Raw genomic sequence first — 22994 nt, forward strand, 5'->3', positions numbered from 1 at the left:
CCCTCCGACGGCACCCCCCTCAGAACGCCAGATGCTTCGCCTGGCGCACCATCGGCAGCGCCGAGACCTCGTCCAGCACCGCCGCCGGCACGTCGCCGTCCACCTCGACGAGGCAGATCGCGTCGGCGCCCTGGGCGTGGCGGCCGAGGTTGAATGTGGCGATGTTGATGCCGGCGTCGCCGAGCAGGCCGGCGAAGCGGCCGATGAAGCCCGGCTTGTCCTCGTTGGTGACGTAGATCATCGACGGGCCGAACTCCGCTTCCATGCGGATGCCCTTGATCTCGACGATGCGCGGCTTGCCGTCGGCGAACACGGTGCCGGCGACGCCGCGCTCCTGGCGCTCGGTGACCACGACGAGCCGGATCAGCGCCTCGTGGTTGGCGGCCGAGTCGCGGCGCACCTCCTCGATGGCGATGCCGCGTTCCTTGGCGACCGCGGGCGCCGAGACCATGTTGACCGACTGCAGCACCGGCCGCAGCACGCCGGTGATCGCCGCCGCGGTCAGGGCGCGGGTGTTCATGCGCGAGACGTCACCCTCATATTCGAGGCGGATGCCCTTGATGCCGGTCTCCGTGAGCTGGCCGGCGAACGAGCCGAGCAGTTCGGCGAGCTTGACGAACGGCGTCAGCCGCGGCGCCTCGTCGGCCGAGATCGACGGCATGTTGAGCGCGTTGGTGACCGCGCCCTTCAGGAGATAGTCGCACATCTGCTCGGCGACCTGCAGCGCCACGTTCTCCTGCGCTTCCGTGGTCGAGGCGCCGAGATGCGGCGTCGCCACCACGTTCGGATGGCCGAACAGCAGGTGCGAGGTGGCGGGCTCGATCTCGAACACGTCGAGCGCCGCGCCGGCGACATGGCCCGAATCGAGGGCGGCCTTGAGGTCCGCCTCGACGATCAGGCCGCCGCGGGCGCAGTTGATGATGCGCACGCCCTTCTTCATCTTCAGCAACGCCGAGATGTCGATGATGTTGCGCGTCTTCTCCGTCATCGGCGTGTGCAGGGTGATGAAGTCGGAGCGGCGGAACAGCTCGTCAAGCTCCACCTTCTCGACACCGAGATCGACCGCCCGCTCCGGCGACAGGAACGGATCGAAGGCGATCACGTGCATCTTGAGGCCGATGCCGCGCTCGGCGACGATCGAGCCGATGTTGCCGCAGCCGATGATGCCGAGCGTCTTCGAGGTGAGCTCGACGCCCATGAAGCGGTTCTTCTCCCACTTGCCCTCGTGGGTCGAGGCGTTCGCCTCGGGGATCTGCCGGGCGAGCGCGAACATCATCGCGATGGCGTGCTCGGCCGTGGTGATCGAGTTGCCGAAGGGCGTGTTCATCACGATGATGCCCTTCGCCGTCGCCGCCGGGATGTCGACGTTGTCGACGCCAATGCCGGCCCGGCCGATCACCTTGAGGGCGCCGGCCTTCTCGATCAGCTTCGCCGTCACCTTGGTGTTGGAGCGGATGGCGAGGCCGTCATAGTTGCCGATGATCTCGGCGAGCTTTTCCTTGTCCTTGCCGAGGTCCGGCATGTAGTCGACGTCGACACCGCGATCCTTGAAGATCTGCACGGCGGTGGGGGAGAGCTTGTCGGAAATGAGCACGCGGGGCATGGAGGCCTCCTGAGAGTGGGGTTCGCGGCACGGCGCTCGGCGCACGGCGCGCGGGGAATTTCGAAAGTCTGGCCGCAACTCCCCTTCTCCCCTCGCGGGAGAAGGTGGCCGAAGGCCGGATGAGGGGGTTTGGGCGCGCGGCGGAGTGGGGAGTTTCGGACAAGCGCGGAATCTGCCGCGCCGCCGCCCCCCTCACCCGCCCTTCGGGCACCCTCTCCCGCGAAGGGAGAGGGGCAATCCGTCAGCTTCGCGGAGAAAGGCTCACGCCGCCTTGGCGAGGTCGGCCTTCACCACGGCGAACGCCCAGTCGAGCCACGGCGTCAGTGCCGCGACGTCGGCAGTCTCCACCGTCGCGCCGCACCAGATGCGCAGGCCCGGCGGGGCATCGCGGTAGGAGGCGATGTCGTAGGCGACGCCTTCCTTCTCGAGCAGGCCGGTCAGCGCCTTGACGAAGGCCTGCTGGCCGGCGTCGTCGAGCGCGGCAACCGCCGGGTCGGCATAGGTGAGGCAGACCGAGGTGTTCGAGCGGGTGGCGGGATCCCGGGCGAGGAAGTCGATCGCCGGCGTCTGTGCCACCCAGGCGGCGATCGCGGCCGCATTGGCGTCGGCGCGGGCCTTCAGGCCGGCGAAGCCGCCGACCGATTTCGCCCAGTTCAGCGCATCGAGATAGTCCTCGACGCAGAGCATCGACGGCGTGTTGATCGTCTCGCCCTTGAAGATGCCCTCAATCACCTTGCCGCCGGAGGTGAGGCGGAAGATCTTCGGCAGCGGCCAGGCCGGCTTGTAGGTGACGAGGCGCTCGACCGCGCGCGGGCTGAGGATGATGACGCCGTGCGCGCCCTCGCCGCCGAGCACCTTCTGCCAGGAGAAGGTGACGACGTCGAGCTTGTCGTAGGGAAGGTCCTGCGCGAACGCCGCCGAGGTGGCGTCGCAGATCGTCAGGCCCTCGCGGTCCACGGGGATGAAATCGCCGTCCGGCAGGCGGACGCCGGAAGTGGTGCCGTTCCAGGTGAAGACCACGTCGTGCGCGAAATCGATTTGCGCGAGGTCGGGCAGCGCGCCGTAGGGCGCCTCGAAGACGCGCGCCTCGATCTTCAGCTGCTTGACGACGTCGGTGACCCAGCCGGAGCCGAAGCTCTCCCAGGCGAGCAGATCGACCGGGCGCTGCCCGAGCAGCGACCACAGCGCCATCTCGACGGCGCCGGTGTCGGACGCGGGCACGATGCCGATCCGGTAGTCGGCGGGAACGCCGAGCACGTCGCGGGTGAGGTCGATCGCCTGCTGAAGCTTGGTCTTGCCGATCTTCGCGCGGTGCGAGCGGCCGAGCGCGGCATCGGCCAGCGCATCGAGGGTCCAGCCGGGGCGCTTGGCGCAGGGGCCGGACGAAAAACGGGGGTTCGCCGGCTTTTGGGCCGGTTTCGCGGTCACGCTCATCTCTGTCTATCCTCTCAGATAGGTGCCCTTCGTTGGGGAAGGGTGTCCCGGGAACGCGTGTACGCTCCGGAGAGAGGCAGTGTCAAGGGCGGGGGTTTTGGTGAGGGGGCCGCCCAGCGCGAAACGCCCGAGTTAAGCCATCAGGACATCCGCAAAGAAATGGGCGGCGATCTTTCAAGAGATGAATAGCACTTTCTCGAAAATTCTCCGTCGCGTGAAGTAGTAACCGGGAGCGCAAAAATCCCTTCTCCCCTTGTGGGAGAAGGTGGCCGAAGGCCGGATGAGGGGTCGCGGCCTCTCCGCAATCCGGAGACCGCCGCACCGCCCTCCCCCTCACCTGCCCGAAGCCTGTCTTCGGGCAGGCCGGAGGCCTGACCCGGGGAGGCACCCTCTCCCGCGAGGGGAGAGGGGAAATCCGCCGAGCCTCACCCCTCGATGAACGCCAGCAGGTCGGCGTTGATCAGGTCCGGGTGGGTCGCGAACAGGCCGTGCGACAGGCCCTCATAGGTCTTCAGCGTGCCGTGGCGCAGCAGCTTGATCGCCTTCAGCGCCGAATCGGCGATCGGCACCACCTGGTCGTCGGTGCCGTGCATCAGCAGCACCGGCAGGTCGATCGCCTTGAGGTCGTCGGTGAAGTCGGTTTCCGAGAAGGCGGTGATGCAGTCGAGGTGCGCCTTGGCGCCGCCCGCCATGCCCTGCCGCCACCAGTTGTCGATCAGCCCCTGGTTGACCACGGCGCCCGGCCGGTTGAAGCCGTAGAACGGCCCCGTCGGGATATCGATGAAGAACTGCGCCCGGTTGGCGATCAGCGCCGCGCGGAAGCCGTCGAACACCTCCTTCGGCAGGCCCTCGGGATTGGCCGCGGTCTGCAGCATGATCGGCGGCACCGCCCCGATCAGCACCGCCTTGGCGACGCGGCCCGGCTCGGCGCGGGCCACGTAGCGGGCGACCTCGCCGCCGCCGGTGGAATGGCCGATGTGGATGGCGTTCTTCAGGTCGAGCGCGCGGGCGAGTTCGATGACGTCGGCGGCGTAGGTGTCCATCTCGTTGCCGGTGTCGGTCTGGTCCGAGCGGCCATGGCCGCGGCGGTCGTGCGCGACGACGCGGTAGCCCTTGGCGAGGAAGAACAGCAGCTGGTTGTCCCAGTCGTCGGCGCTGAGCGGCCAGCCGTGATGGAAGACCACCGGCTGCGCGTCCTTCGAACCCCAGTCCTTGTAGAAGATGCGCGTGCCGTCGGCGGTGGTGATCGTGCCCATGTCCGTCTCTCCTTGGCTTCGGGCGACCCGGCGCCGCCCGTCGATATGGACAGGATTAGCCCTCACCGTGCAGGATGGCGCTTGTCGAAATCGACGATCACCAAGGCAAAATTGACAAATGCCATCACCACCCGACCTCGTCTCGGAAATCGGCCTGCTGATCTATCCGGACTCGCAGCTCGCCGCCGTCTACGGCCTCACCGACCTCTTCCGCATCGCCGGCGAATGGTCGGCGCCGCGGCCCGACAGCGGCCGGCGACGCGAGATCCGCGTCAGCCACTGGCGCACGCCGGACGGCGGCGGCGCGCCCGCCTGCGTCTGGGACAGCCACCCCGACCCGGCGCACCGGCTCGGCTACGTCATCACGCCGCCGAGCCTCGTGATGCCCGCGCGCATGCAGCCGATGCCGGACGAAGCGAAATGGCTGACGGCGCGCCACGCCGAAGGCAGCCGGCTCTGCTCGGTCTGCGCCGGCGCCTTCGTGCTCGCCGAGACCGGGCTGATCGACCATCGGCGCGCCACCACGCATTGGGCGTTCGCCGAGGCGCTCGCCGCGCGCTTTCCGAACGTCGACGTCGCCGTCGACCGCATGGTGCTCGACGACGGCGACATTCTCACCGCCGGCGGCATCCTCGCCTGGACCGACCTCGGCCTGACGCTGGTCTCGAAGCTGCTCGGCCCCAGCGTCATGCTGGCGACTTCCCGCTTCCTGCTCGTCGAGCCGCCGGGACGCGCGCAGCTCCCGTTCGCGCAGTTCATTCCGGTGTTCGAGCACGGCGACGCCGCGATCCTGCGGGTGCAGCACCGCCTGCATGCCACCGGGGCGCAGGAGCAGACGGTGGCCGACCTCGCCGGCCTCGCCGGCATGACGGAACGCACCTTCCTGCGCCGCTTCACCAAGGCGACCGGCCTGCGGCCGACCGACTACGCCCAGCAGGTGCGCATCGTCCGGGCGCGCGAGGCGCTGGAGCTCAGCAACACGCCCGTCGAGCAGATCGCCTTCCAGGTCGGCTACGCCGACCCCGCCGCCTTCCGCAAGGTGTTCGCCAAAATCACCGGCCTCGGCCCGAGCGCCTACCGCCGCCGCTTCGGCGTCGCCTGAGCTCGCAGCGTCGGACGAACAACGCAAAACGGCGGCCCCTCGCGAGGGCCGCCGCTTGCAGGACTTTCGCGCGGCGCCGGTGGCGGTCGGAAGCCGACCGGCCGGGCCGTTCGATCAATAGAAGGCGTAGCGCAGGCCGAGACGGATCTCGTGGGCCTGGAGCTTGTCGGTCTCGGCCTTGGTGACGCAGCCGCAGGCCGTGAAGGTGTCGCCGGTCTTGGCTTCGCCGAGGTTCAGGTAGCGGTAGTTGAGGTCGAGCGAGAGCTGCTCGGTCAGGGCGTAGGACGCACCCGCCGTCAGGGCCCAGGCGAAGTTCCACTCCGAATCGCCGTCGCCGATCTTGCCGATGCCCGGCGAGGTGACGGAGCTGGTGCGGAGGTAGGTGCCGCCGATGCCGGCGCCGACGTAAGGCGTGATGCCGCCGTAGGTGCCGAGGTCGGCGTAGACGTTGACGAGGGTCGTCCAGGCGTCGATGTCGGTTTCGGCGGTGGCGGAGGTGAAGCCGCCGCAGGCGGTGACGCAGTGGAACGTGCCCTTGAAGCCCGACTTGAATTCATAGTCGGTGGTCAGGTCGGCGCGCAGGTAGTCGTTGAACTGGTAGCCGATGCCGGCGCCGATCAGGCCGGTGTCGTCGAGCGAGGTGTTGGTCACCGAACCGACGTGCGGCTTCAGGCTGATATCGGGGTCGCGGTAGAACTTGTAGCCGATGTCGCCACGCAGGTACCAGCCGCCGACGACGTCGAGCGGGATCACTTCGGGGGTCTCGATGATCGGCGGATAGTCGATGATGTCGGCGGCCTGGGCGGCCGACACCGAAAGCACGGCGCCGAGGAGCGCGGATGCAGCCTTCGCAAACGTGCGCATGGTCATGGTCCTTCTTTCGTCTCCCCGGGAGCCAAACTGACCCGGATCGTCCTGGAGTTGATGGGACCGAGACTAGGCAGGAACGGTTAATCGACACTTAACCACGTTTCTTCACCACGATTATTTACCGTGATGACCGTCGCGATGCCCCGCGCCGTGGCGAAACGGCAACAGCCGGGCATCGCGGCGATGCCCGGCTGTGCGCAGAAGAAGCAATATGCGGCCGGATGGCCCGCGTCAGGCCGCGACGGCGCCGATCGCGCTGATGATGTCGTCGACCACGGCCGAGACGAGATCGGCGTCGTCGCCCTCCCCCATCACCCGGATCAGCGGTTCGGTGCCCGACGGCCGCACCACGATGCGCCCGTCGTTGCCGAGCCGGCTGCGGGCGGCGGCGATGGCGCTGCGCACGGTCTCCTGCTCCAGCGGCTGCTTGGCGGTGGTGCGGATGTTGCGCAGCACCTGCGGCGTCGGCTCGAACAAGTGGCAGACCGCGCTGACCGGCTTGTCCTGCCGCTTCACCGCGGCGAGCACCTGGAGAGCGGCGACGAGGCCGTCGCCCGTCGTCGAATAGTCGGCGAGCACGATGTGGCCGGACTGCTCGCCGCCGACGTTGTAGCCCTCGGCGCGCATCGCCTCGACGACGTAACGGTCGCCGACCTTGGTCCGGTGCAGCGCGAGGCCCTGTTTCGCGAGATGCCGCTCGAGGCCGAGGTTCGACATGATCGTCGCGACGATGCCCGGCTTCGTCAGCCGGCCGTCTTCGGCGAACGACTGCGCCACCACCGCCATCAGCTGGTCGCCGTCGACGATCTGGCCCTTTTCGTCGACGATGATGACGCGGTCGGCGTCGCCGTCCAGCGCGATGCCGATGTCGGCGCGCACCTCGTGCACCTTGGCGACCAGGGCGCCGAGGCTGGTGGAGCCGCATTCGCGGTTGATGTTGAGACCGTCCGGATTGACACCGATCGCCACCACTTCGGCGCCGAGTTCCCACAGCGCTTCGGGGGCGACCCGGTAGGCGGCGCCGTTGGCGCAGTCGATGGCGACGCGCAGGCCCGAGAGGTTGATCGCGCGCGGCAGGGTGCGCTTGGCGAACTCGACATAGCGGTCGCGCACGCCGTCGAGCCGCTTGGCGCGGCCGAGGTCGATCGGCTGCGCGAGCCGGCGGGTGAGATCGGAGTCGATCAGCGCCTCGATGTCGGTCTCGATCTCGTCGGAGAGCTTGTAGCCGTCCGGGCCGAACAACTTGATGCCGTTGTCGGCGAAGGGATTGTGCGAGGCGGAGATCATCACGCCGAGGTCGGCGCGCAAGCTGCGCGTCAGCATCGCGATCGCCGGCGTCGGCACCGGGCCGCACAGCACCACGTCCATGCCGACCGCGGTGAAGCCGGCGGTGAGCGCCGGCTCGATCATGTAGCCCGACAGCCGGGTATCCTTGCCGATCACCACCCGGTGGCGATGGTTGCCGCGGCGGAAGGCGAGGCCGGCGGCCATGCCGACCTTCATCGCGATCTCGGGCGTGATCGGCCAGCGGTTGGCGGTGCCGCGGATGCCGTCGGTGCCGAAATAGGTTCTAGCCATGGGACTTGCGCAACTCCGTGCCGTATCCGGTTCGCGCCGGGGCCTGCCCCGACCGCGCGTCACCGTTCGTTGGAGGGAGATTAGCGCCGATCGTTACCGAAAATGGTTCAAAATTGGTGTGCGATTGTATCGGCGCGGCGCCACGCGGCCACGTTGGACGCCGCGGGCCAACTGCCGGCGACGATCCCGCACACCGCCTCATCCCCGGATCGCCTTGAAGATGCCGGCGGCCTGCTGCACCGTGGCGAAGACGCGCTGGGCGGGGCCGAGCAGATCGCGCGCCTGGCCGCGCTTCTCGTGCCACGACTTGACGACGTGCGACAGTGCGGTGTTGGAGATCGTGCCGCTCGCAAAGGCGCGGTTCGGGTTGAAGCGCTGGCGCGGGTCGGCGTTGAGGCCGACACCGAGGCTGCTCTCCTTGCCCGAGGCGGAAATCTGCGCGTCGGCGCTCTTCCGGTCGAGCGAGGCCGAAACGATGATCGCCCGCTTGGCGGACTGGTCGGCCATGCCACCGACAAGGCTGTTGGCGGCGGCGGCGACGTTGCGCAGGTTCTCGTTGCCGCGCCGTTCCTGGTAGCCGAGATAGAGCACGTCGCCGGCGGCCGGCCCGCCGCTGCCGACGACCTTGAACTCCCACGAGCCGCCGCCCTGCGGGTTGGCGAGCAGGTGCGCGAAATCCTTCTTGTGCTGGGCGAGGAAGTAGATCCGGTCGTGCACGCCGAGTTCGACCGTGCAGGCGTCCCTCGCGCCGCTCATCGTGTACATCGGAATGCCGTTCTCGACCGTCCGGGTCACCGCGCCGGTGGTGTTGGCCTTCTCGATCTTCAGGCCGTAGCGGTTGAACTGCGCGGCCCAGTCCTTCGTCAGATCGATCTCGTAGTCGGTCATGGCCCTGGCTCCTCGTTCCGGCGCCGCGCCCGGCGCCCCATCGGGCCGGGTCTTCGTCGCCGCTTCATGAGGATCAGAAAGCCCGATCCGGACCCCGGCCGCTGTTCCCGAGGGAACAGGGCCGCAGAATTTTCGGAAATTCGTCACCGTCCCGTTCGGCCTGCGGTGGCCCGGTCAGCGATCGGCGGTGGTCTGCGCGCCCGGCCTCGCCCTTCGAGACGGCCCTGCGGGCCTCCTCAGGATGAGGTTTTGGAGAGGTTTCTTCTTCTATGTCAGGCGTTTACCCTTTTCCCTCATCCTGAGGAAGCCGCGTTGCGGCTGTCTCGAAGGGCGAGGGAAAAGCCGGGGCGCCGGCTTGATCTGACCCGCGTTCCGCCCGTTCGGCCTGCGATCACGTCTCGTCCGCGTGCTGCGCAGGCGCCGCCGGGCGGCGAGACAGGCCGTAATGCACCGCCTCGATATGGAACAGCGACACGAGGCCTGGTGCCCGCTCGATGCGCGCGTCGAGCAGCGGTGCGTCGAGCAGGAACGCCCGGACCAGCGTCTCCCTGTCCGGGCAACCGGCGTCGCGGCAGGCGACCTCGCTGACCGTGATCACCACCTCGTCAGGAAATTCGAACACCTCCCGCACCCAGTCCTTGATCCGCTGCGAGACGGCGGCGTCGAGCGGAGGCCTGCGGGCGAACGGGTTGAAGAAGGCCAAGCGTTGCATCCTTCGGCATCGACACGTTGCGACCTGCCGGGCAAACCGCCCGGACACGAGGATCTGGATCCGCGGCCGGCGACCATGAAAAAAGGGCCGGAAAATCCGGCCCCTTTGTCATGTCCCGATCCCGCGATCGGCCGGTCAGCCCTGCGGCTGCGGCTCGAGCCCGGGGCCGGCGTCCGGCTCGCCGCGCGGGCGCTGCGTGCCCGCGGGGGGCACGGCGGAGCTGCGCGGCGGGGTCGGGTCGTCGAAGGCATCGCGCACCGGCGGCTTACCGTTCATGATGCCGCGCAGTTCCTCACCCGTCAGCGTCTCGAACTCGAGCAGCGCCTCGGCGACCGCGACGAACTTGTCGTGGTTCTCGGTGATGATCCGGCGGGCGGTCTGCTCGCCCTCCTCGATCAGGCGGCGCACCTCCTCGTCGATCAGCTTCGCCGTCGCCCCCGAGATGTTGGTCGACTGGCTCACCGAATGGCCGAGGAAGACTTCCTGCTCGTTGGAGCGGTAGCGGACGCGGCCGAGCTTCTCGCTCATGCCCCATTCCATCACCATCGAGCGGGCGAGGTTGGTCGCCATCTGGATGTCGCCGGAGGCGCCGGTGGTGACCTTCTCCGGACCGAACGTCTGGATCTCCGCCTCGCGGCCGCCGAACAGCATGGTGAGCCGGGCGATGGCCTTCTCGTAGGTCCAGCTGTAGCGGTCACCTTCCGGCAGCGTCATCACCATGCCGAGCGCACGGCCGCGCGGGATGATCGTCGCCTTGTGGATCGGGTCGATCGTCTTGTTGAGGACCAGCGCGATGATGGCGTGGCCGGCCTCGTGATAGGCGGTGTTGCGCTTCTCATCGGCCGACATCGCCATCGACTTGCGCTCGGCGCCCATCATCACCTTGTCCTTGGCGTCCTCGAACTCGAGGTGGGTGACGAGCCGGCGGCCGCGGCGGGCGGCGAGCAGCGCCGCCTCGTTGACGAGGTTCATCAGATCGGCGCCCGAGAAGCCGGGCGTTCCGCGGGCGAGCACCTTGAGGTCGACGTCGGGCGCCATCGGCACCTTGCGGGCGTGAACCTTGAGGATCTTCTCGCGGCCGTTGAGGTCGGGATTCGGCACGGTGATCTGGCGGTCGAAGCGGCCCGGACGCAGCAGCGCCGGGTCGAGCACGTCCGGCCGGTTGGTGGCCGCGATGATGATGACGCCTTCGTTCTGCTCGAAGCCGTCCATCTCGACGAGCAGCTGGTTCAGCGTCTGCTCGCGCTCGTCGTTGCCGCCGCCGAGGCCGGCGCCGCGATGGCGGCCGACGGCGTCGATCTCGTCGATGAAGATGATGCAGGGCGCGTTCTTCTTCGCCTGCTCGAACATGTCGCGGACGCGGCTCGCGCCGACGCCGACGAACATCTCGACGAAGTCGGAGCCCGAGATGGTGAAGAACGGCACGTTCGCTTCACCCGCGACGGCGCGGGCGGTCAGCGTCTTGCCGGTGCCCGGCGGGCCGACCAGCAGCACGCCGCGCGGAATGCGGCCGCCGAGACGCTGGAACTTCTGCGGGTCGCGCAGGAATTCCACGATCTCCTGCAGGTCTTCCTTGGCCTCGTCGATGCCGGCGACGTCCTCGAAGGTGACGCGGCCGTGCGCTTCGGTCAGCAGCTTGGCCTTCGACTTGCCGAAGCCCATCGCCTTGCCGCCGGCGCCGCCCTGCATCTGGCGCATCACGAAGATCCACAGCGCGAAGATGATGATCATCGGCAGCCAGTTGAGCAGCGCCCCGATCAGCGAGAAGCCTTCACCGGCCGGCTTGGCCGTGATGTTGACGCCCTTCTCGCGCAGTTCGTCGACGTAGTTCGACCCGTCCGGAACGTAGGTCTGGAACGTGCCGCCGTTGGTGTAGCGGCCGGTGACGTTGCGATCCATGATCGTCACGTCGCGCACGGCGGCCTGATCGACGTCCTGCAGGAACTTCGAATAGGAGATCTCGTTCGTCGTCTGACGCTGGCCAGGGCTCTGGAAGAGCTGAAACAGGGCGATCAGCAGCAACGCGATGATCACCCACAGCGCGAAGTTCCGGAAATTTGCGTTCATCGTCGTTCCCTGCGCCGGGACCGGCGCGTGCAAGAAAGGCGGGCGACCCGTATCGCGGCCGGACCCCCGCGCCCGTCCGGCGGACAGAGGTCAGCGGATCAGGCGCGGCACCCGGACCGCCTGGCGACCGGCCGCGTCCGGCGAGGATTTCCCCAGCAAGACTGCGAACGGCACGACCCGGCGGATACGCTAGCGGCCAGCCGTTAAGATAGGTCTACGGCCGGTCATTGCCAACCCGCGCGATTGACGAAGAAGTAACCAAAGCGCGACGTGGTTGACGAGCGGCAAATCCTTGCGCCGCTTGACGTTTCGGGCGAGCGCCGCCGCAGCTCCCGCTCAGGCCGACACCGGCCGGGAGCAAAGCCGCACCCCCGCCACGCAAAAGCCCGCCGCCGGCACCGCGAGCAGCGCCCCGTCGTCCGGCCGCTTGAGAGCCGGAACGCTCTCGCTCGCTCGCGCCGGGCCGGGCAGGCGGTGGCCGAGCCGCGCGAGGTCGCGCCGTCCCGCCGCGCCGAGCGCCGCGAGTTGCAACGTGCCCGCCTTGGCCTCGCGCACGAGTTCGAGCCGCAGCCGACCGTCCCACAGGATCGTGCCGTCGGGCGGATCGTCCAGCACCTCGAAACCGCCGCGCCCGGCTTCCGGATAGAGCCAAAGCCGCTCGCGCCGTGCCGCGTCGATGACGACGCCGCCGAGCGTCAACCTGGTCGGCGGGGCACCGGCGAGGAAGCGCGCATGCCAGTCCTCCAGCGGCGCGAGGCGCGGCCCGTAATCGGCGCGGCGGAGGTCGCGCACCGCGTCGGCGACGACCCGCAGCGCCGCCTCCGGATGCGCCGCGGCGAGGCGCGCGCGGTCGACCGAGAGATAGCCGCCGTGGTCCGTCACCGCCGCCGCGCGAAGATCGCCGGCGACCGCGTCGACCAGCGACGACGCCCGCGCCAGCCGCGCCGCGGTGTCCGCGAGGCGCTCCGGCTGGAGGCCCGCCGCGGCGAGCTCCGGCATCAGCGCCCGCAGCCGGCTGCGGGCAAAGCGCGGGTCGGCATTGGAGGGATCCTCGATCCAGCGCAGGCCCCGCGCGATGAGCGTCGCCCGCAGCCGCGCCGCCGGCACGCCGAGCAGCGGCCGGTGGAAGGCGACGCCGCCGACCAGACGCACCGGCCGCATGCCGGAAAGACCGCGCAGGCCGCTGCCGCGGGCGAGCCGCAGCAGCAGCGTTTCGGCCTGATCGTCGAGGTGATGGGCGAGCAGCACGGCGCCGAGCCCGTGCCGATGGGCGGCGGCGACGAGCAGGTCGTAGCGGGCGCGCCGCGCCGCCGCCTGGATGTCGCCGAGGAGCGGACCGGACCTCAGGTCGGGTGGGCGCACCAGGATCTCCGCCGCGATCCGCCGCTCCGCCGCCATCCGCACCACGGCGGCGCACTCCGCCGCCGCCCCCGGGCGCAGGCGGTGGTCGACGGTGAGCACCACGAGGCGCGGATGGTCGGGGCGACGCGCGGCCCAGTCGGCCGCAAGGTGGAACAGCGCGCTGGAATCGGCGCCACCGGACACCGCCAGTCCCAGCGCGGAAAACCCGGCGAAGGGCGCGAACAGCCGGTCGGCCTCGTCGGGCGTCAACGGCGCCATCGCCGCCGCGCCCGAAGCGACGGCGCCACGGCCGGCGGCGCCGGTCATGTCAGCAGGACGCCTTGGCGCGTTCGGCCGCGACCCGGTCGACCACGGCACGCGGCGCGCCCGGGAATTTCGAGACGAGTTCGGCATAGGTGGCGCAGGCCGCCTCGGGCTCGCCGAGGCCGGCGAGCGACAGGCCGAGCTTCAGCAGGCTTTCCGGCGCCTTCTGGCTGGTCGGATAGGACTTGTAGGTCTCGAGGAACTCGTCGGCCGCGTCGCGGAACTGCTTGCGCGCGAAATAGGCCTCGCCGAGCCAGAAATGCGCGTTGCCGGCGAGGTCGTTGTCGGGATGGTCGCGCAGGAACTGCCGGAAGCCCATTTCCGCCATCTCGTAGTTGCCGGCGACGATGTAGCTGTAGGACTGCTCGTAGGCATCGCGCGGGTTGGACGGCGCGAGGATCGTCGCAACATCCTGCCCGCCGTCCGGCAGCCGCGGCGTGCCGCCGATCGGGCCGCCGGAGCCGAGCACGCCCGGCACGCTGCCGAAATCGGCGCCACCGACCGCCCCGGTGGTGCCCGGCGCGCCGAAGTCGCCGCCGCGGGCGATGGCCGAGAGGTCGAGCGGGCCGTCGAAGACGCCGCTCGCCCCGGCGCCCGCGCCGACCCCGTCGCCCGGCAGGGTGCCGAGGTCGGACGGCGGCGCGCCGAAACCGGTCTCGGCGCCGTAGTCGGGCGCTGCGCGCGTGGTCGCCGGCGGCGCCGCGGCGAACTCGCCGGACGGTGCCGACTGCGTTGCCGGGGGCGCCGCGTCGGAGCGGGGCCGCGGCGCGGTGCCGCCCTCCATCTCCTGGAAGCGGAACTCCATGTCCTCCTGGGCGCGCTGCATCTGCTGCTGCTGCTGGCGCAGCTGGAACAGCAGTTCCTCGATCTGCCCGTTCAGCCGGCGCATCTCCGCCTCGAGCCGGTCGATCCGCATCGACTGCTCGGCGTATTGCGCGGTGGACTGGACCCGCACCACCGGCGCGCCGCCGATGGTGCCCGCGCCCGCCTGCGGGATATCGGCCGGCGGCAGCTGCAGGGCCGACGCAGTGCCGCCGGCGGCCAGCACGCCGAGCACGGCAATGAGCGGACCGGCGAGCCGGGCGCGGGCCGGGCGGCGCGGCTGGCTGGAATGCGACGAGAGGCTGACACGAACCATGACGATGCGATCTCCCCCGGTGCCGCGGCATGGCGGCCGCAGGTGGCTCCGGTACGGGGTTGCGGCGGACGGCGGACGCTAGCAGAGCGGCGGCGGCGATGCAGCCGGCATCTGGTCCTCACCGGTCACCGATGCGGTGACAAGAGCTTTGCACGCAAGAGTTCGGCCAAAGTTTGGTGCCCGCCCCGCCGCGATCGATCTCTCGCGGGGTGTTGCCGAAAAGCCGGTGCCCGGAAACGACGAAGCCCCGGCCTCTCGCGAGACCGGGGCTTCGGATTTCGTCGTCCGGCGCGCGGTGCGCCGGGCCGCAGCTCAGCTGCCGGCGTTGTTCAGCACGGTCACCGCGCGGCGGTTCTGCGCCCAGCACGAGGCCTCGTTGCAGAGCGCGACCGGGCGTTCCTTGCCGAACGAGACCGGGCGCAGGCGCTGCGGGCTGACGCCGCGGCTGATCAGATAGTCGTTCACCGACTTGGCGCGGCGGGCGCCGAGGGCGAGGTTGTACTCGCGGGTGCCGCGCTCGTCGGCATGGCCTTCGACGTTGACGGTGTAGCGCGGGTAGCGGCCGAGCCAGGCGGCCTGGCGGTCGAGCGTGGCGCGCGCCTCGAAGTTCACTTCCGAGCTGTCGGTCTCGAAGAAGATGCGGTCGCCGACGTTGACGACGAAGTCCTGGGCGCTGCCCGGGGTGGCCGCACCGGCGCCACCGGCACCGCCGGCGAGCGACGAATCCATTTCGCTCGGGCTCTTGGCGCAGGCGGCAACGAGCAGGACGAGTCCGAGGACGGCGATGATACGGGCGAAGCCCGTACGGAAGGCGCGCAGCGTGGCGCCCGACTGGATGGAGTAAGCGGACATCCCGGTAGATCCTTCAGCATTGGCCGGAAGCAGTTGTGTTGACCATGCGTGACCGTGGTTAACCGGAGGTCACGAAAGATGGTTGACGGTTCGTTACCCGTCATCCGGTCGCTTTGTGGTGTTCCTGTGTCGCCGCGGGCGATCCCCCGCGACGGGCGGCCACCTCCCATCGACTGTTGCCGAAATGGCACAGACGAAAGCCTGAAATCCGGCCTTTCACGAGAGGTCATCGGGCCCGACGGCGCCCACGACGCAGCGCGCTTGCGCAGGCCGCCCCCGTCGGGCAGACTTCGCCGCGTCTGAGGGGTGCTCCTTGCGAGCTGAGATGGGACCCGGCGCCTCGCGCCGACGACCCGAACCCTTCGAACCTGATCCGGATAATGCCGGCGAAGGGACGGGACACGTCTTCCTGCACGGGATCAACCCCACCCCGGTGGTGGTGCGCCCTTCAGGCGGCGCCCGCTCCCGTTGCAGGCGCCGTCCGGATCTCCCTTGCGGTGCCCTGCACCGCGACGCGGAGGGCGCGGCGTGACCACAGGCAACGGCACGATCCCGGCAGACGGCGCTCGCCAAAGGCGCGCGCCGCTCCGCGCGGCGCTGCGGATCGCCGCCGAGGTACTCCTCGCCGTCACCGTGGTCGCCGCGATCTGGCAGGCGGCGATCCTCGTGCTCGCGCCGCCCCCCTTCATGCTGCCGGCGCCGCTGCGCGTCCTCACCGTGCTCGTCGATCGCGCCGGCTTCCTTTTCGGCCAGGCGGCGATCACGCTCACCGAGATCGTGCTCGGCCTCTGCCTCGGCACGATCTTCGGCGTCGCCTCGGGCCTCGCCGTCGGCGGCTCGCCGCGCGTCGGGCGGGTGCTGATGCCGCTCCTCGTCGTCAGCCAGACCCTGCCGGTGTTCGCCATCGCGCCGCTGCTGGTGCTCTGGTTCGGCTTCGGCCTCGCCTCCAAGGTCGTGATGGCGACGATCATCATCTATTTCCCGATCACCTCCGCCTTCGCCGACGGCCTGCGCCGCACCGACGCCGGCCTGCTCGACCTCGCAAAGCTCTACCGCGCCGATCCGTGGCAGACGCTGCGCCTCGTCCGCCTGCCCTCCGCCCTTCCCGGCCTCGTCTCGGGTCTCCGCGTCGCGGCGGTGTTCGCACCGATCGGTGCCGTCGTCGGCGAATGGGTCGGCGCCTCGCGCGGCCTCGGCTTCGTCATGCTGCAGGCCAACGCCCGCATGCAGACCGACATGCTGTTCGCCGCGCTGATCGTGCTCGCCGTCACAACCCTCGTGCTGCGCCTCGCCGTCGATGCGGCGACGCGGCGGCTCGTGTTCTGGGTCGAGGATCCGGCCTGACCGATCCTCGCCCGCTCCGCCCAACCCGAAAGGAACCGCTCCCCGTGTTCTCCCGCCTCCAGACCCTCGCCGGCGCCGCAGCCCTCGGCACCCTGCTGAGCTTTGCCGCCCCGGCCGCTGCCGCCGACAAGCTCACCGTGCTGCTCGACTGGTTCGTCAACCCGGACCACGCCCCGCTGATCGTCGCCGAACAGGGCGGTTACTTCGCCGCCGAGGGCCTCGACGTCGAGCTGATCCCGCCGGCCGACCCGGCGGCGCCGCCGAAGCTCGTCGCGGCGAAGCAGGCCGAGGTCGCGATCACCTACCAGCCGAGCCTGCACCTCGACATCGCCGCCGGCCTGCCGCTGGTGCGCTTCGGGACGCTGGTCGAAACGCCGCTCAACACGCTGATCGTGCTGAAGGACGGGCCGATCAAGCAGCTCGCCGACCTGAAGGGCAAGCGGATCGGCTTCTCGGTCTCGGGCTTCGAGGACGCCATGCTCGGCCAGATGATCAAGGCCGCCGGCCTCACCACCGCCGACGTCGAAATCGTCAACGTCAACTTCGCGCTCTCCGCCTCGCTGATCGCCGGCCAGGTCGACGCGGTCGTCGGCGGCTACCGCAACTTCGAGCTGACCCAGATGCGCATCGAGGGCCACGAGGGCCTCGCCTTCTTCCCCGAGGAACACGGCATGCCGGCCTATGACGAGCTGGTGCTGGTCGCGCACCAGGATCTCGTCGCCCCCGGCAGCATCGATGACCGCCTGCCGCGCTTCCTCGCCGCGATCGAGGCGGCGACCATCTTCCTCACCAACCACCCGGACGAGGCCTGGCAACTGTTCCTGAAGGGCCACCCGGACCTCGACGACGAACTCAACCGCACCGCCTGGACCGACACCCTCCCCCGCTTCGCCAAACGCCCCGCCGCGCTCGACGCCGGCCGCTACCAGCGCTTCGCGGCGTTCATGCGCGAGCAGGGGCTGATCGAGACGGAGGTGCCGGTGGAGAGCTATGCGGTGGTGGTGCGGTAGGGGGCGATGCTGGAGCGGCTCGGTCGTGCCGTGCGGCTCACCCCTCTCCCCAACCCTCTCCCACAGGGGGAGAGGGGGTGATGGGCCCGTTTTCGGGAGAACGACGCGGGCCGCTGTTCCGAGTAAGAGCCTCGTTTTGAACGGCGGCATCGCCACCAGCGTCCCCTCCCCCCTTGTGGGGGAGGGACAGGGAGAGGGGTGAGCCTCACGGGAAGCCTCCGGACGATTCCGCAGGCCGACGCCGTCGACGCCCCCACCCTTGCACTCCACCCCGCCCCGCCCTACCACATCCGCTCCCAGTCCCGTCCCGGAGCCGCCGTCATGTCCTCGTCCGAAATCCTCGCCGCCCTAGGCCTCTCCGGCGACGTGCTCTCCGGCGGCATGCTCCCCGTCCGCTCGCCCGTCGACGGCGCCGTGATCGCGCAGCTCCGCGAAGCGACCGTCGCCGACGCAGGCGCGGCCGCCGCCGCCGCGGCCGAGGCGTTCAAGGTCTGGCGCAGCGTGCCGGCGCCCCGCCGCGGCGAACTCGTCCGCCTGCTCGGCGAGGAACTGCGCGCCGCCAAGGCCGAGCTCGGCCGCCTCGTCTCGCTGGAAGCCGGCAAGATCCTGCAGGAGGGCCTCGGCGAGGTGCAGGAGATGATCGACATCTGCGACTTCGCGGTCGGCCTGTCGCGCCAGCTCTACGGCCTCACCATCGCCTCAGAGCGTCCCGGCCACCGGATGATGGAAACCTGGCACCCGCTCGGGCCCACGCTGATCATCTCGGCGTTCAACTTCCCCGTCGCGGTCTGGTCGTGGAACGCCGCGCTCGCCCTCGTCTGCGGCAACCCGGTGATCTGGAAGCCGTCCGAGAAGACGCCGCTGACGGCGCTCGCCTGCGGCAAGATCCTCGAGAAGGCCCTCGCCCGCTTCGGCGACGCGCCGGCCAACCTCAGCCAGATCCTGATCGGCGGCCGCGCCGTTGGCGAGGCGCTGGTCGACGATGAACGCATCGCGCTGGTCTCGGCCACCGGCTCCACCCGCATGGGCCGCCAGGTCGGCCCGCGCGTCGCAAAACGCTTCGGCCGCTCGATTCTCGAGCTCGGCGGCAACAACGCGATGATCGTGACGCCGTCGGCCGACCTCGACCTCGCGGTGCGCGCGATCGTGTTCTCCGCGATCGGCACCTGCGGCCAGCGCTGCACCTCGCTGCGCCGGCTGATCGTGCATGAGAGCGTCAAGGACGCGCTGCTGCCGAAGCTGAAGGCCGCCTATGCCTCCGCCCCGGTCGGCTCGCCGCTCGACGCCGGCACCCTCGTCGGCCCGCTCGTCGATCTCGACTCCTACCACCGCATGCAGGGCGCGCTGGAAGCCGCCCGCGCCGAGGGCGGCACCGTCACCGGCGGCGAGCGCCTGCTGGAAGATCGCTTCCCGAATGCTGCCTACATCCGCCCGGCGATCGCCGAGATGCCCGGCCAGACCGACATCGTGCGGGCCGAGACCTTCGCGCCGATCCTCTACGTGATGACCTACACCGACTTCGAGACGGCGATCGCGCTGCAGAACGACGTGCCGCAGGGCCTCTCCTCCTGCATCTTCACCAACGACGTGCGCGAGGCCGAGACCTTCCTCTCCGCCGCCGGCTCCGACTGCGGCATCGCCAACGTCAACATCGGCCCGAGCGGCGCGGAGATCGGCGGCGCGTTCGGCGGCGAGAAGGAAACCGGCGGCGGCCGCGAATCCGGCTCCGACGCCTGGAAGGCCTACATGCGCCGCGCCACCAACACGGTGAACTACTCCCGCGCCCTGCCGCTGGCGCAGGGCATCAGCTTCGATCTGTGAGGGGTCGGGGAGGCCGTGCCGTGTGGCCTCCCCCCTCCCTGTCCCTCCCCCGCTTCGCAGGAGAGGGGACGCAGGAGGCAATTTCACCGGCGTAATCAACACTTCGGTTCGGCGCAGTCTTCGTTTTGCGAGAGTCCGCGCGCCGATCGTCCCCTCTCCTGCGAAGCGGGGGAGGGACAGGGAGGGGGGAGGCTACACGGCACGGCCCCCAGCCGGCTCGGCCATCCGGCCCGGCAAGCAGTTCAGATACGACCGCCCGCAGCCCGCGCCAGTTCCCCAACGCCGGACCGCCAATCGAGGAGCCCATCGTGAGCGGCAGCGAGACATTCGACGTCGTCATCGTCGGCGGGGCCGTCACCGGCTCGTCGATCGCCTGCCATCTCGGCATGGACCCGGCGTTCCGCGGCCGCATCCTCGTGATCGAGAAGGACGCGTCCTACGCGAACTGCGCCAGCGCCCGCTCGGCCGCTTCGATCCGGCAGCAGTTCTCGACCGCGGCCAACATCGCCATCTCGCTCTACGGCATCGAATTCCTGCGCGAGATCGGCGCTCGGCTGGAGGTCGCCGGCGACCGGCCGGAGATCGACCTCGTCGAGGGCGGTTATCTCTTCCTCGCCACCCCGGCCGGGCGAACGGTGCTCGAGGAAAACCACGCGCTGCAGACGCGGCTCGGCGCCGACATCGCCTTCCTCGAGCCCGATGACCTCCGCCGCGAGTTCCCCTGGCTCATGACCGACGACCTCGCCGCCGGCTGCTTCGGCCGCACCGGCGAGGGCTGGTTCGACGGCTACGGCCTGATGCGCGCCTTCCGGGCGAAGGCCCGCGCCCTCGGCGCCGAGTACCGCGCCGCCAAGGTAGCATCGATCGCGGTCGAGGCCGGCCGGGCGATCGGCGTCGTGCTGGCGGACGGCACCGCGATCTCCGCCGGCACGGTCGTCGTCGCCGCCGGCATCGCCTCCGGCCGCCTCGCCGCCAGCGCCGGCATCGAGCTGCCGATCTCGCCGCGGAAGCGGATGATCTTCCCGTTCGACTGCGCCGACGTCATCGCGCCGCGCTGCCCGCTGCTGGTCGACCCGACCGGCGCCTACGTCCGTGCCGAGGGCAAGGGGTTCATCTGCGGCGCCGGCCCGGCGGAGGATGCCGATCCGGAGAACGACCCGGACGATCCCGACTTCGAGGTCGAGCACGATTTCTTCGAGGAAACGCTCTGGCCGATCCTCGCCGCCCGCGTCCCCGCCTTCGAGCGCCTGCGCCTCGGCCGCCCCTGGGCCGGCCACTACGACATGAACCTCTTCGACCACAACGCCCTGCTCGGCCCTTGGCCAGGCCTGGAGAACCTCCACTTCGCCTGCGGTTTCAGCGGCCACGGCCTGCAGCAGTCGCCGGCGGTCGGAAGGGGCATTGCGGAACTGGTCGTGCACGGAGCGTTCCGGACGCTCGACCTCGCGGACCTCGCGACGGCACGGCTGGTCGAGGGGCGAAGGGTGGCCGAGCGGAATGTGGTGTGAGGTGGCGAGTTCAGTCCGCCCGCCACGGATCGACGATGTCGATGCCGCAGCCGACGAAATCCCGCACGTTGCGTGTCGCAAGGACCGCGGACTGGCTGCGCGCGACGGCCGCGATCTGGGCGTCGATCTGACTGATCGGCAGGCCGGTCGCGCGCCGTGTGGAAACGATATCCGCAAAGTGTTCGGCTGCCGCCGTATCGAACGGCAGCACGCGTCCGGAGAACTCGATCTCGAACGTCTTCCGCGCCGCCGCCATGAGGTCGACCCGGCGCCGGCCCTCCGGCAGGATGGCGAGCCCGTAGAGAACTTCGGCTTGGGTCATGGCCGTAGTGAAAAGCACGGCCGTATCCTGACGTGAGATCCAGTCCAGCACGGCAGGCGCAGGCGCTCCGCGCATCAACTCCGACAGAACGTTCGTGTCACAGATGATCACGACCAGTCGCCGGGATCACGCACCGGTTCGCGCAGGGGCATGGCGAGATCGATTCCGCCGAGGGCTGCGAACCGCGCGTGAATGGATCGCCCGATGTCGACGGGCGCCGGGGCATCCCCCGCCAGCGCCTGGCGCAGGATGCTGAGGGCTTCGTCTTCAACAGACCGGCCCTTGGCTGCCGCCCGCTCGCGCAGCCGCTGCGCCAGTTGCTTGTCGATATCTTCGATCACGATCGAGGCCATCACGCTTGCCTCCCGCAAGTGCCGGCCATGCTAGGCGCGGCGCTCGCGGGCGGCAAGTCGCACCTCAGTTCAGCGTCGGCGACCACGCCGGGTCCGACGCGAACGACGGGGTCGGGATCTTCTGCTCGTTGCGGCCGGTGAGGTCGACCGACCAGAGCTGCGGGCCGGAGCCGGTGTCGCGGAAGAACATGATCACGCGGCCGTTCGGCGCCCAGGTCGGGCCCTCGTTGTGATAGCCCTCGGTGAGGATGCGCTCGCCGGAACCGTCGGGGCGCATCACGCCGATCGAGAAGCGGCCGCCGGCCTGCTTCGTAAAGGCGATCAGGTCGCCGCGCGGCGACCAGACCGGCGTCGAGTAGCGGCCCTGGCCGAAGGAGATGCGCGTCGCGCCGCCGCCGCCCGCGCCCATCACGTAGATCTGCTGGTTGCCGCCGCGGTCGGACTCGAACACGATCTGCGAGCCGTCCGGCGAGAACGACGGGCCGGTGTCGATCGCCGGCGTATCGGTGAGGCGGGTGGTGGCGCGGGTCGCGATGTCCATCGCGTAGATGTTGGCGTTGCCGCCCTGCTCGAGGCTCATCACCACGCGGCGGCCGTCCGGAGAGAAGCGCGGGCTGAAGGTCATGCCGGGGAAGTTGCCCACCACCTGGCGCTGGCCGGTGCCGAGGTTGAGCAGGTAGACGCGCGGGTCGCTCTGCCCGAACGACATGTAGGTGATGTCCTGGGTCGAGGGCGAGAAGCGCGGCGTGATGACGAGGTCCTCGCCGCGGGTGAGATAGCGCACGTTGGCGCCGTCCTGGTCCATGATCGCGAGGCGCTTGACGCGGCGGTTCTTCGGGCCGGTCTCGTCGACGAAGACGATGCGGGTGTCGAAGTAGCCCTTCTCGCCGGTGAGGCGCTCATAGATCGCGTCGGCGATGATGTGCGCGACCCGGCGCCAGTTCTCCGGCGTCGTGAAGAACTGCTGCCCGGTGAGCTGCTGGCCGGCGAAGACGTCCCAGAGCCGGAAGTCGGCCTGCAGCCGGCCGTCGCCCGCGCGGGTGATCGCGCCGGTGACGAGGGCCTGCGCGTTGATCACGCGCCAGTTCTGGAAGTTCGGCAGGGCGTTCGGGTCGACGTTGCGCTCGACGAACGAAGCCTGGTCCAGCGTGTTGAACAGGCCCGACCGCTTCAGGTCGGCGGCGATGACACCGGCGATCTGCGCGCCGAGCTGCGCTTCCGCACCGGAGCCGGCAAAGTTCGGGATCGCGATCGGCAGCGGCTCGAAATTGCCGCCGCTGATGTCGATGGTGATCTCGGCGCGGGCCGGCACCATCAGGGCGGCGAAGGCCACGACGGCGACGGCCACCGCGACGGCGCGGGCGAACAGGCGGCTCGCGGGGGAGCGCGCGAAGCGGCGGGCGTTCGTTGTGGCGGCGATCAGGGTGCGCATGGCTGGCTTGTTCTCTCTGCTCATCGTCCGGGTATTCGT

General features: G+C 69.9%; 19 protein-coding genes and 1 riboswitch. Of the genes, 5 read left to right on the forward strand and 14 right to left on the reverse strand.

Annotated features, from left to right (window positions below; translation table 11 throughout):
• Positions 1–19: 19 nt before the first annotated feature.
• The 3 genes from serA to I5731_RS16115 all read right to left on the reverse strand — a co-directional run bounded on the left by serA (position 20) and on the right by I5731_RS16115 (position 4293).
• Positions 20–1603: a phosphoglycerate dehydrogenase gene (gene serA / locus I5731_RS16105; RefSeq protein WP_197312436.1), complete on the reverse strand. Its 1584-nt coding sequence runs from the start codon at positions 1601–1603 to the stop codon at positions 20–22.
• 261 nt (positions 1604–1864) lie between these two features.
• A complete protein-coding gene (locus tag I5731_RS16110; protein ID WP_197312437.1) occupies positions 1865–3037 on the reverse strand; it encodes a phosphoserine transaminase in 1173 nt (390 codons plus the stop codon).
• 425 nt (positions 3038–3462) lie between these two features.
• Positions 3463–4293, reverse strand: coding sequence for an alpha/beta fold hydrolase (locus I5731_RS16115; protein ID WP_197312438.1), 831 nt, complete (start codon positions 4291–4293; stop codon positions 3463–3465).
• 118 nt (positions 4294–4411) lie between these two features.
• On the opposite strand from I5731_RS16115, the gene I5731_RS16120 reads away from it, so the two are divergent.
• Positions 4412–5395 carry a GlxA family transcriptional regulator gene (locus I5731_RS16120; RefSeq protein ID WP_197312439.1) on the forward strand — a complete coding sequence of 328 codons (984 nt, stop codon included), beginning with the start codon at positions 4412–4414 and terminating at the stop codon, positions 5393–5395.
• A gap of 114 nt (positions 5396–5509) precedes the next feature.
• Here the strand turns inward: I5731_RS16120 and I5731_RS16125 are convergent, their stop codons facing one another.
• From I5731_RS16125 to pal, 8 genes are all read right to left on the reverse strand, one after another.
• A complete protein-coding gene (locus I5731_RS16125) occupies positions 5510–6265 on the reverse strand; it encodes an outer membrane protein (protein ID WP_197312440.1) in 756 nt (251 codons plus the stop codon).
• A gap of 231 nt (positions 6266–6496) precedes the next feature.
• The gene (gene glmM, locus I5731_RS16130) at positions 6497–7843 is read right to left on the reverse strand and encodes a phosphoglucosamine mutase (protein WP_197312441.1); all 1347 of its coding nucleotides are present in this window, start codon (positions 7841–7843) and stop codon (positions 6497–6499) included.
• Between the two features lie 198 nt (positions 7844–8041).
• The gene (locus I5731_RS16135) at positions 8042–8731 is read right to left on the reverse strand and encodes a hypothetical protein (RefSeq protein ID WP_197312442.1); all 690 of its coding nucleotides are present in this window, start codon (positions 8729–8731) and stop codon (positions 8042–8044) included.
• 391 nt (positions 8732–9122) lie between these two features.
• On the reverse strand, positions 9123–9434 hold the full coding sequence (locus I5731_RS16140; protein ID WP_197312443.1) for a hypothetical protein: 312 nt from the start codon (positions 9432–9434) through the stop codon (positions 9123–9125).
• Between the two features lie 144 nt (positions 9435–9578).
• Positions 9579–11510: an ATP-dependent zinc metalloprotease FtsH gene (ftsH, locus tag I5731_RS16145; RefSeq protein ID WP_197312444.1), complete on the reverse strand. Its 1932-nt coding sequence runs from the start codon at positions 11508–11510 to the stop codon at positions 9579–9581.
• 336 nt (positions 11511–11846) lie between these two features.
• Entirely contained in the window at positions 11847–13178 is a 1332-nt protein-coding gene (tilS, locus tag I5731_RS16150) for a tRNA lysidine(34) synthetase TilS (RefSeq protein WP_235981848.1), read from the reverse strand.
• Between the two features lies 1 nt (position 13179).
• Entirely contained in the window at positions 13180–14313 is a 1134-nt protein-coding gene (gene ybgF, locus I5731_RS16155; RefSeq protein ID WP_197312445.1) for a tol-pal system protein YbgF, read from the reverse strand.
• Positions 14314–14625: 312 nt separating this feature from the next.
• On the reverse strand, positions 14626–15165 hold the full coding sequence (gene pal / locus I5731_RS16160; RefSeq protein WP_197312446.1) for a peptidoglycan-associated lipoprotein Pal: 540 nt from the start codon (positions 15163–15165) through the stop codon (positions 14626–14628).
• Positions 15166–15457: 292 nt separating this feature from the next.
• Positions 15458–15577: riboswitch (TPP riboswitch) on the forward strand.
• A 191-nt stretch (positions 15578–15768) separates the two neighbouring features.
• Here pal and I5731_RS16165 point away from each other — a divergent pair.
• From I5731_RS16165 to I5731_RS16180, 4 genes are all read left to right on the forward strand, one after another.
• On the forward strand, positions 15769–16509 hold the full coding sequence (locus I5731_RS16165) for an ABC transporter permease (RefSeq protein WP_407941852.1): 741 nt from the start codon (positions 15769–15771) through the stop codon (positions 16507–16509).
• 44 nt (positions 16510–16553) lie between these two features.
• A complete protein-coding gene (locus I5731_RS16170; RefSeq protein ID WP_407941847.1) occupies positions 16554–17519 on the forward strand; it encodes an ABC transporter substrate-binding protein in 966 nt (321 codons plus the stop codon).
• Between the two features lie 321 nt (positions 17520–17840).
• Complete coding sequence (amaB, locus tag I5731_RS16175; RefSeq protein ID WP_197312447.1) at positions 17841–19340, forward strand: L-piperidine-6-carboxylate dehydrogenase; 1500 nt, start codon at positions 17841–17843, stop codon at positions 19338–19340.
• Between the two features lie 308 nt (positions 19341–19648).
• Entirely contained in the window at positions 19649–20848 is a 1200-nt protein-coding gene (locus tag I5731_RS16180) for an NAD(P)/FAD-dependent oxidoreductase (protein WP_328839003.1), read from the forward strand.
• 10 nt (positions 20849–20858) lie between these two features.
• On the opposite strand, the gene I5731_RS16185 is transcribed toward I5731_RS16180, so the two are convergent.
• The 3 genes from I5731_RS16185 to tolB all read right to left on the reverse strand — a co-directional run bounded on the left by I5731_RS16185 (position 20859) and on the right by tolB (position 22955).
• Positions 20859–21281 (reverse strand): type II toxin-antitoxin system VapC family toxin, encoded by a 423-nt coding sequence (locus I5731_RS16185; RefSeq protein ID WP_197312448.1) that lies wholly within the window; start codon positions 21279–21281, stop codon positions 20859–20861.
• The gene (locus I5731_RS16190; RefSeq protein ID WP_197312449.1) at positions 21278–21523 is read right to left on the reverse strand and encodes a FitA-like ribbon-helix-helix domain-containing protein; all 246 of its coding nucleotides are present in this window, start codon (positions 21521–21523) and stop codon (positions 21278–21280) included. Before I5731_RS16190 ends, I5731_RS16185 begins: the two co-directional genes overlap by 4 nt.
• A 64-nt stretch (positions 21524–21587) precedes the next feature.
• Positions 21588–22955, reverse strand: coding sequence for a Tol-Pal system beta propeller repeat protein TolB (gene tolB, locus I5731_RS16195; protein ID WP_197312450.1), 1368 nt, complete (start codon positions 22953–22955; stop codon positions 21588–21590).
• Between the last annotated feature and the right edge of the window lie 39 nt (positions 22956–22994).

The organism is Methylobrevis albus, from assembly GCF_015904235.1.
GTDB classification, from domain to species: Bacteria; Pseudomonadota; Alphaproteobacteria; order Rhizobiales; family Pleomorphomonadaceae; genus Methylobrevis_A; species Methylobrevis_A albus.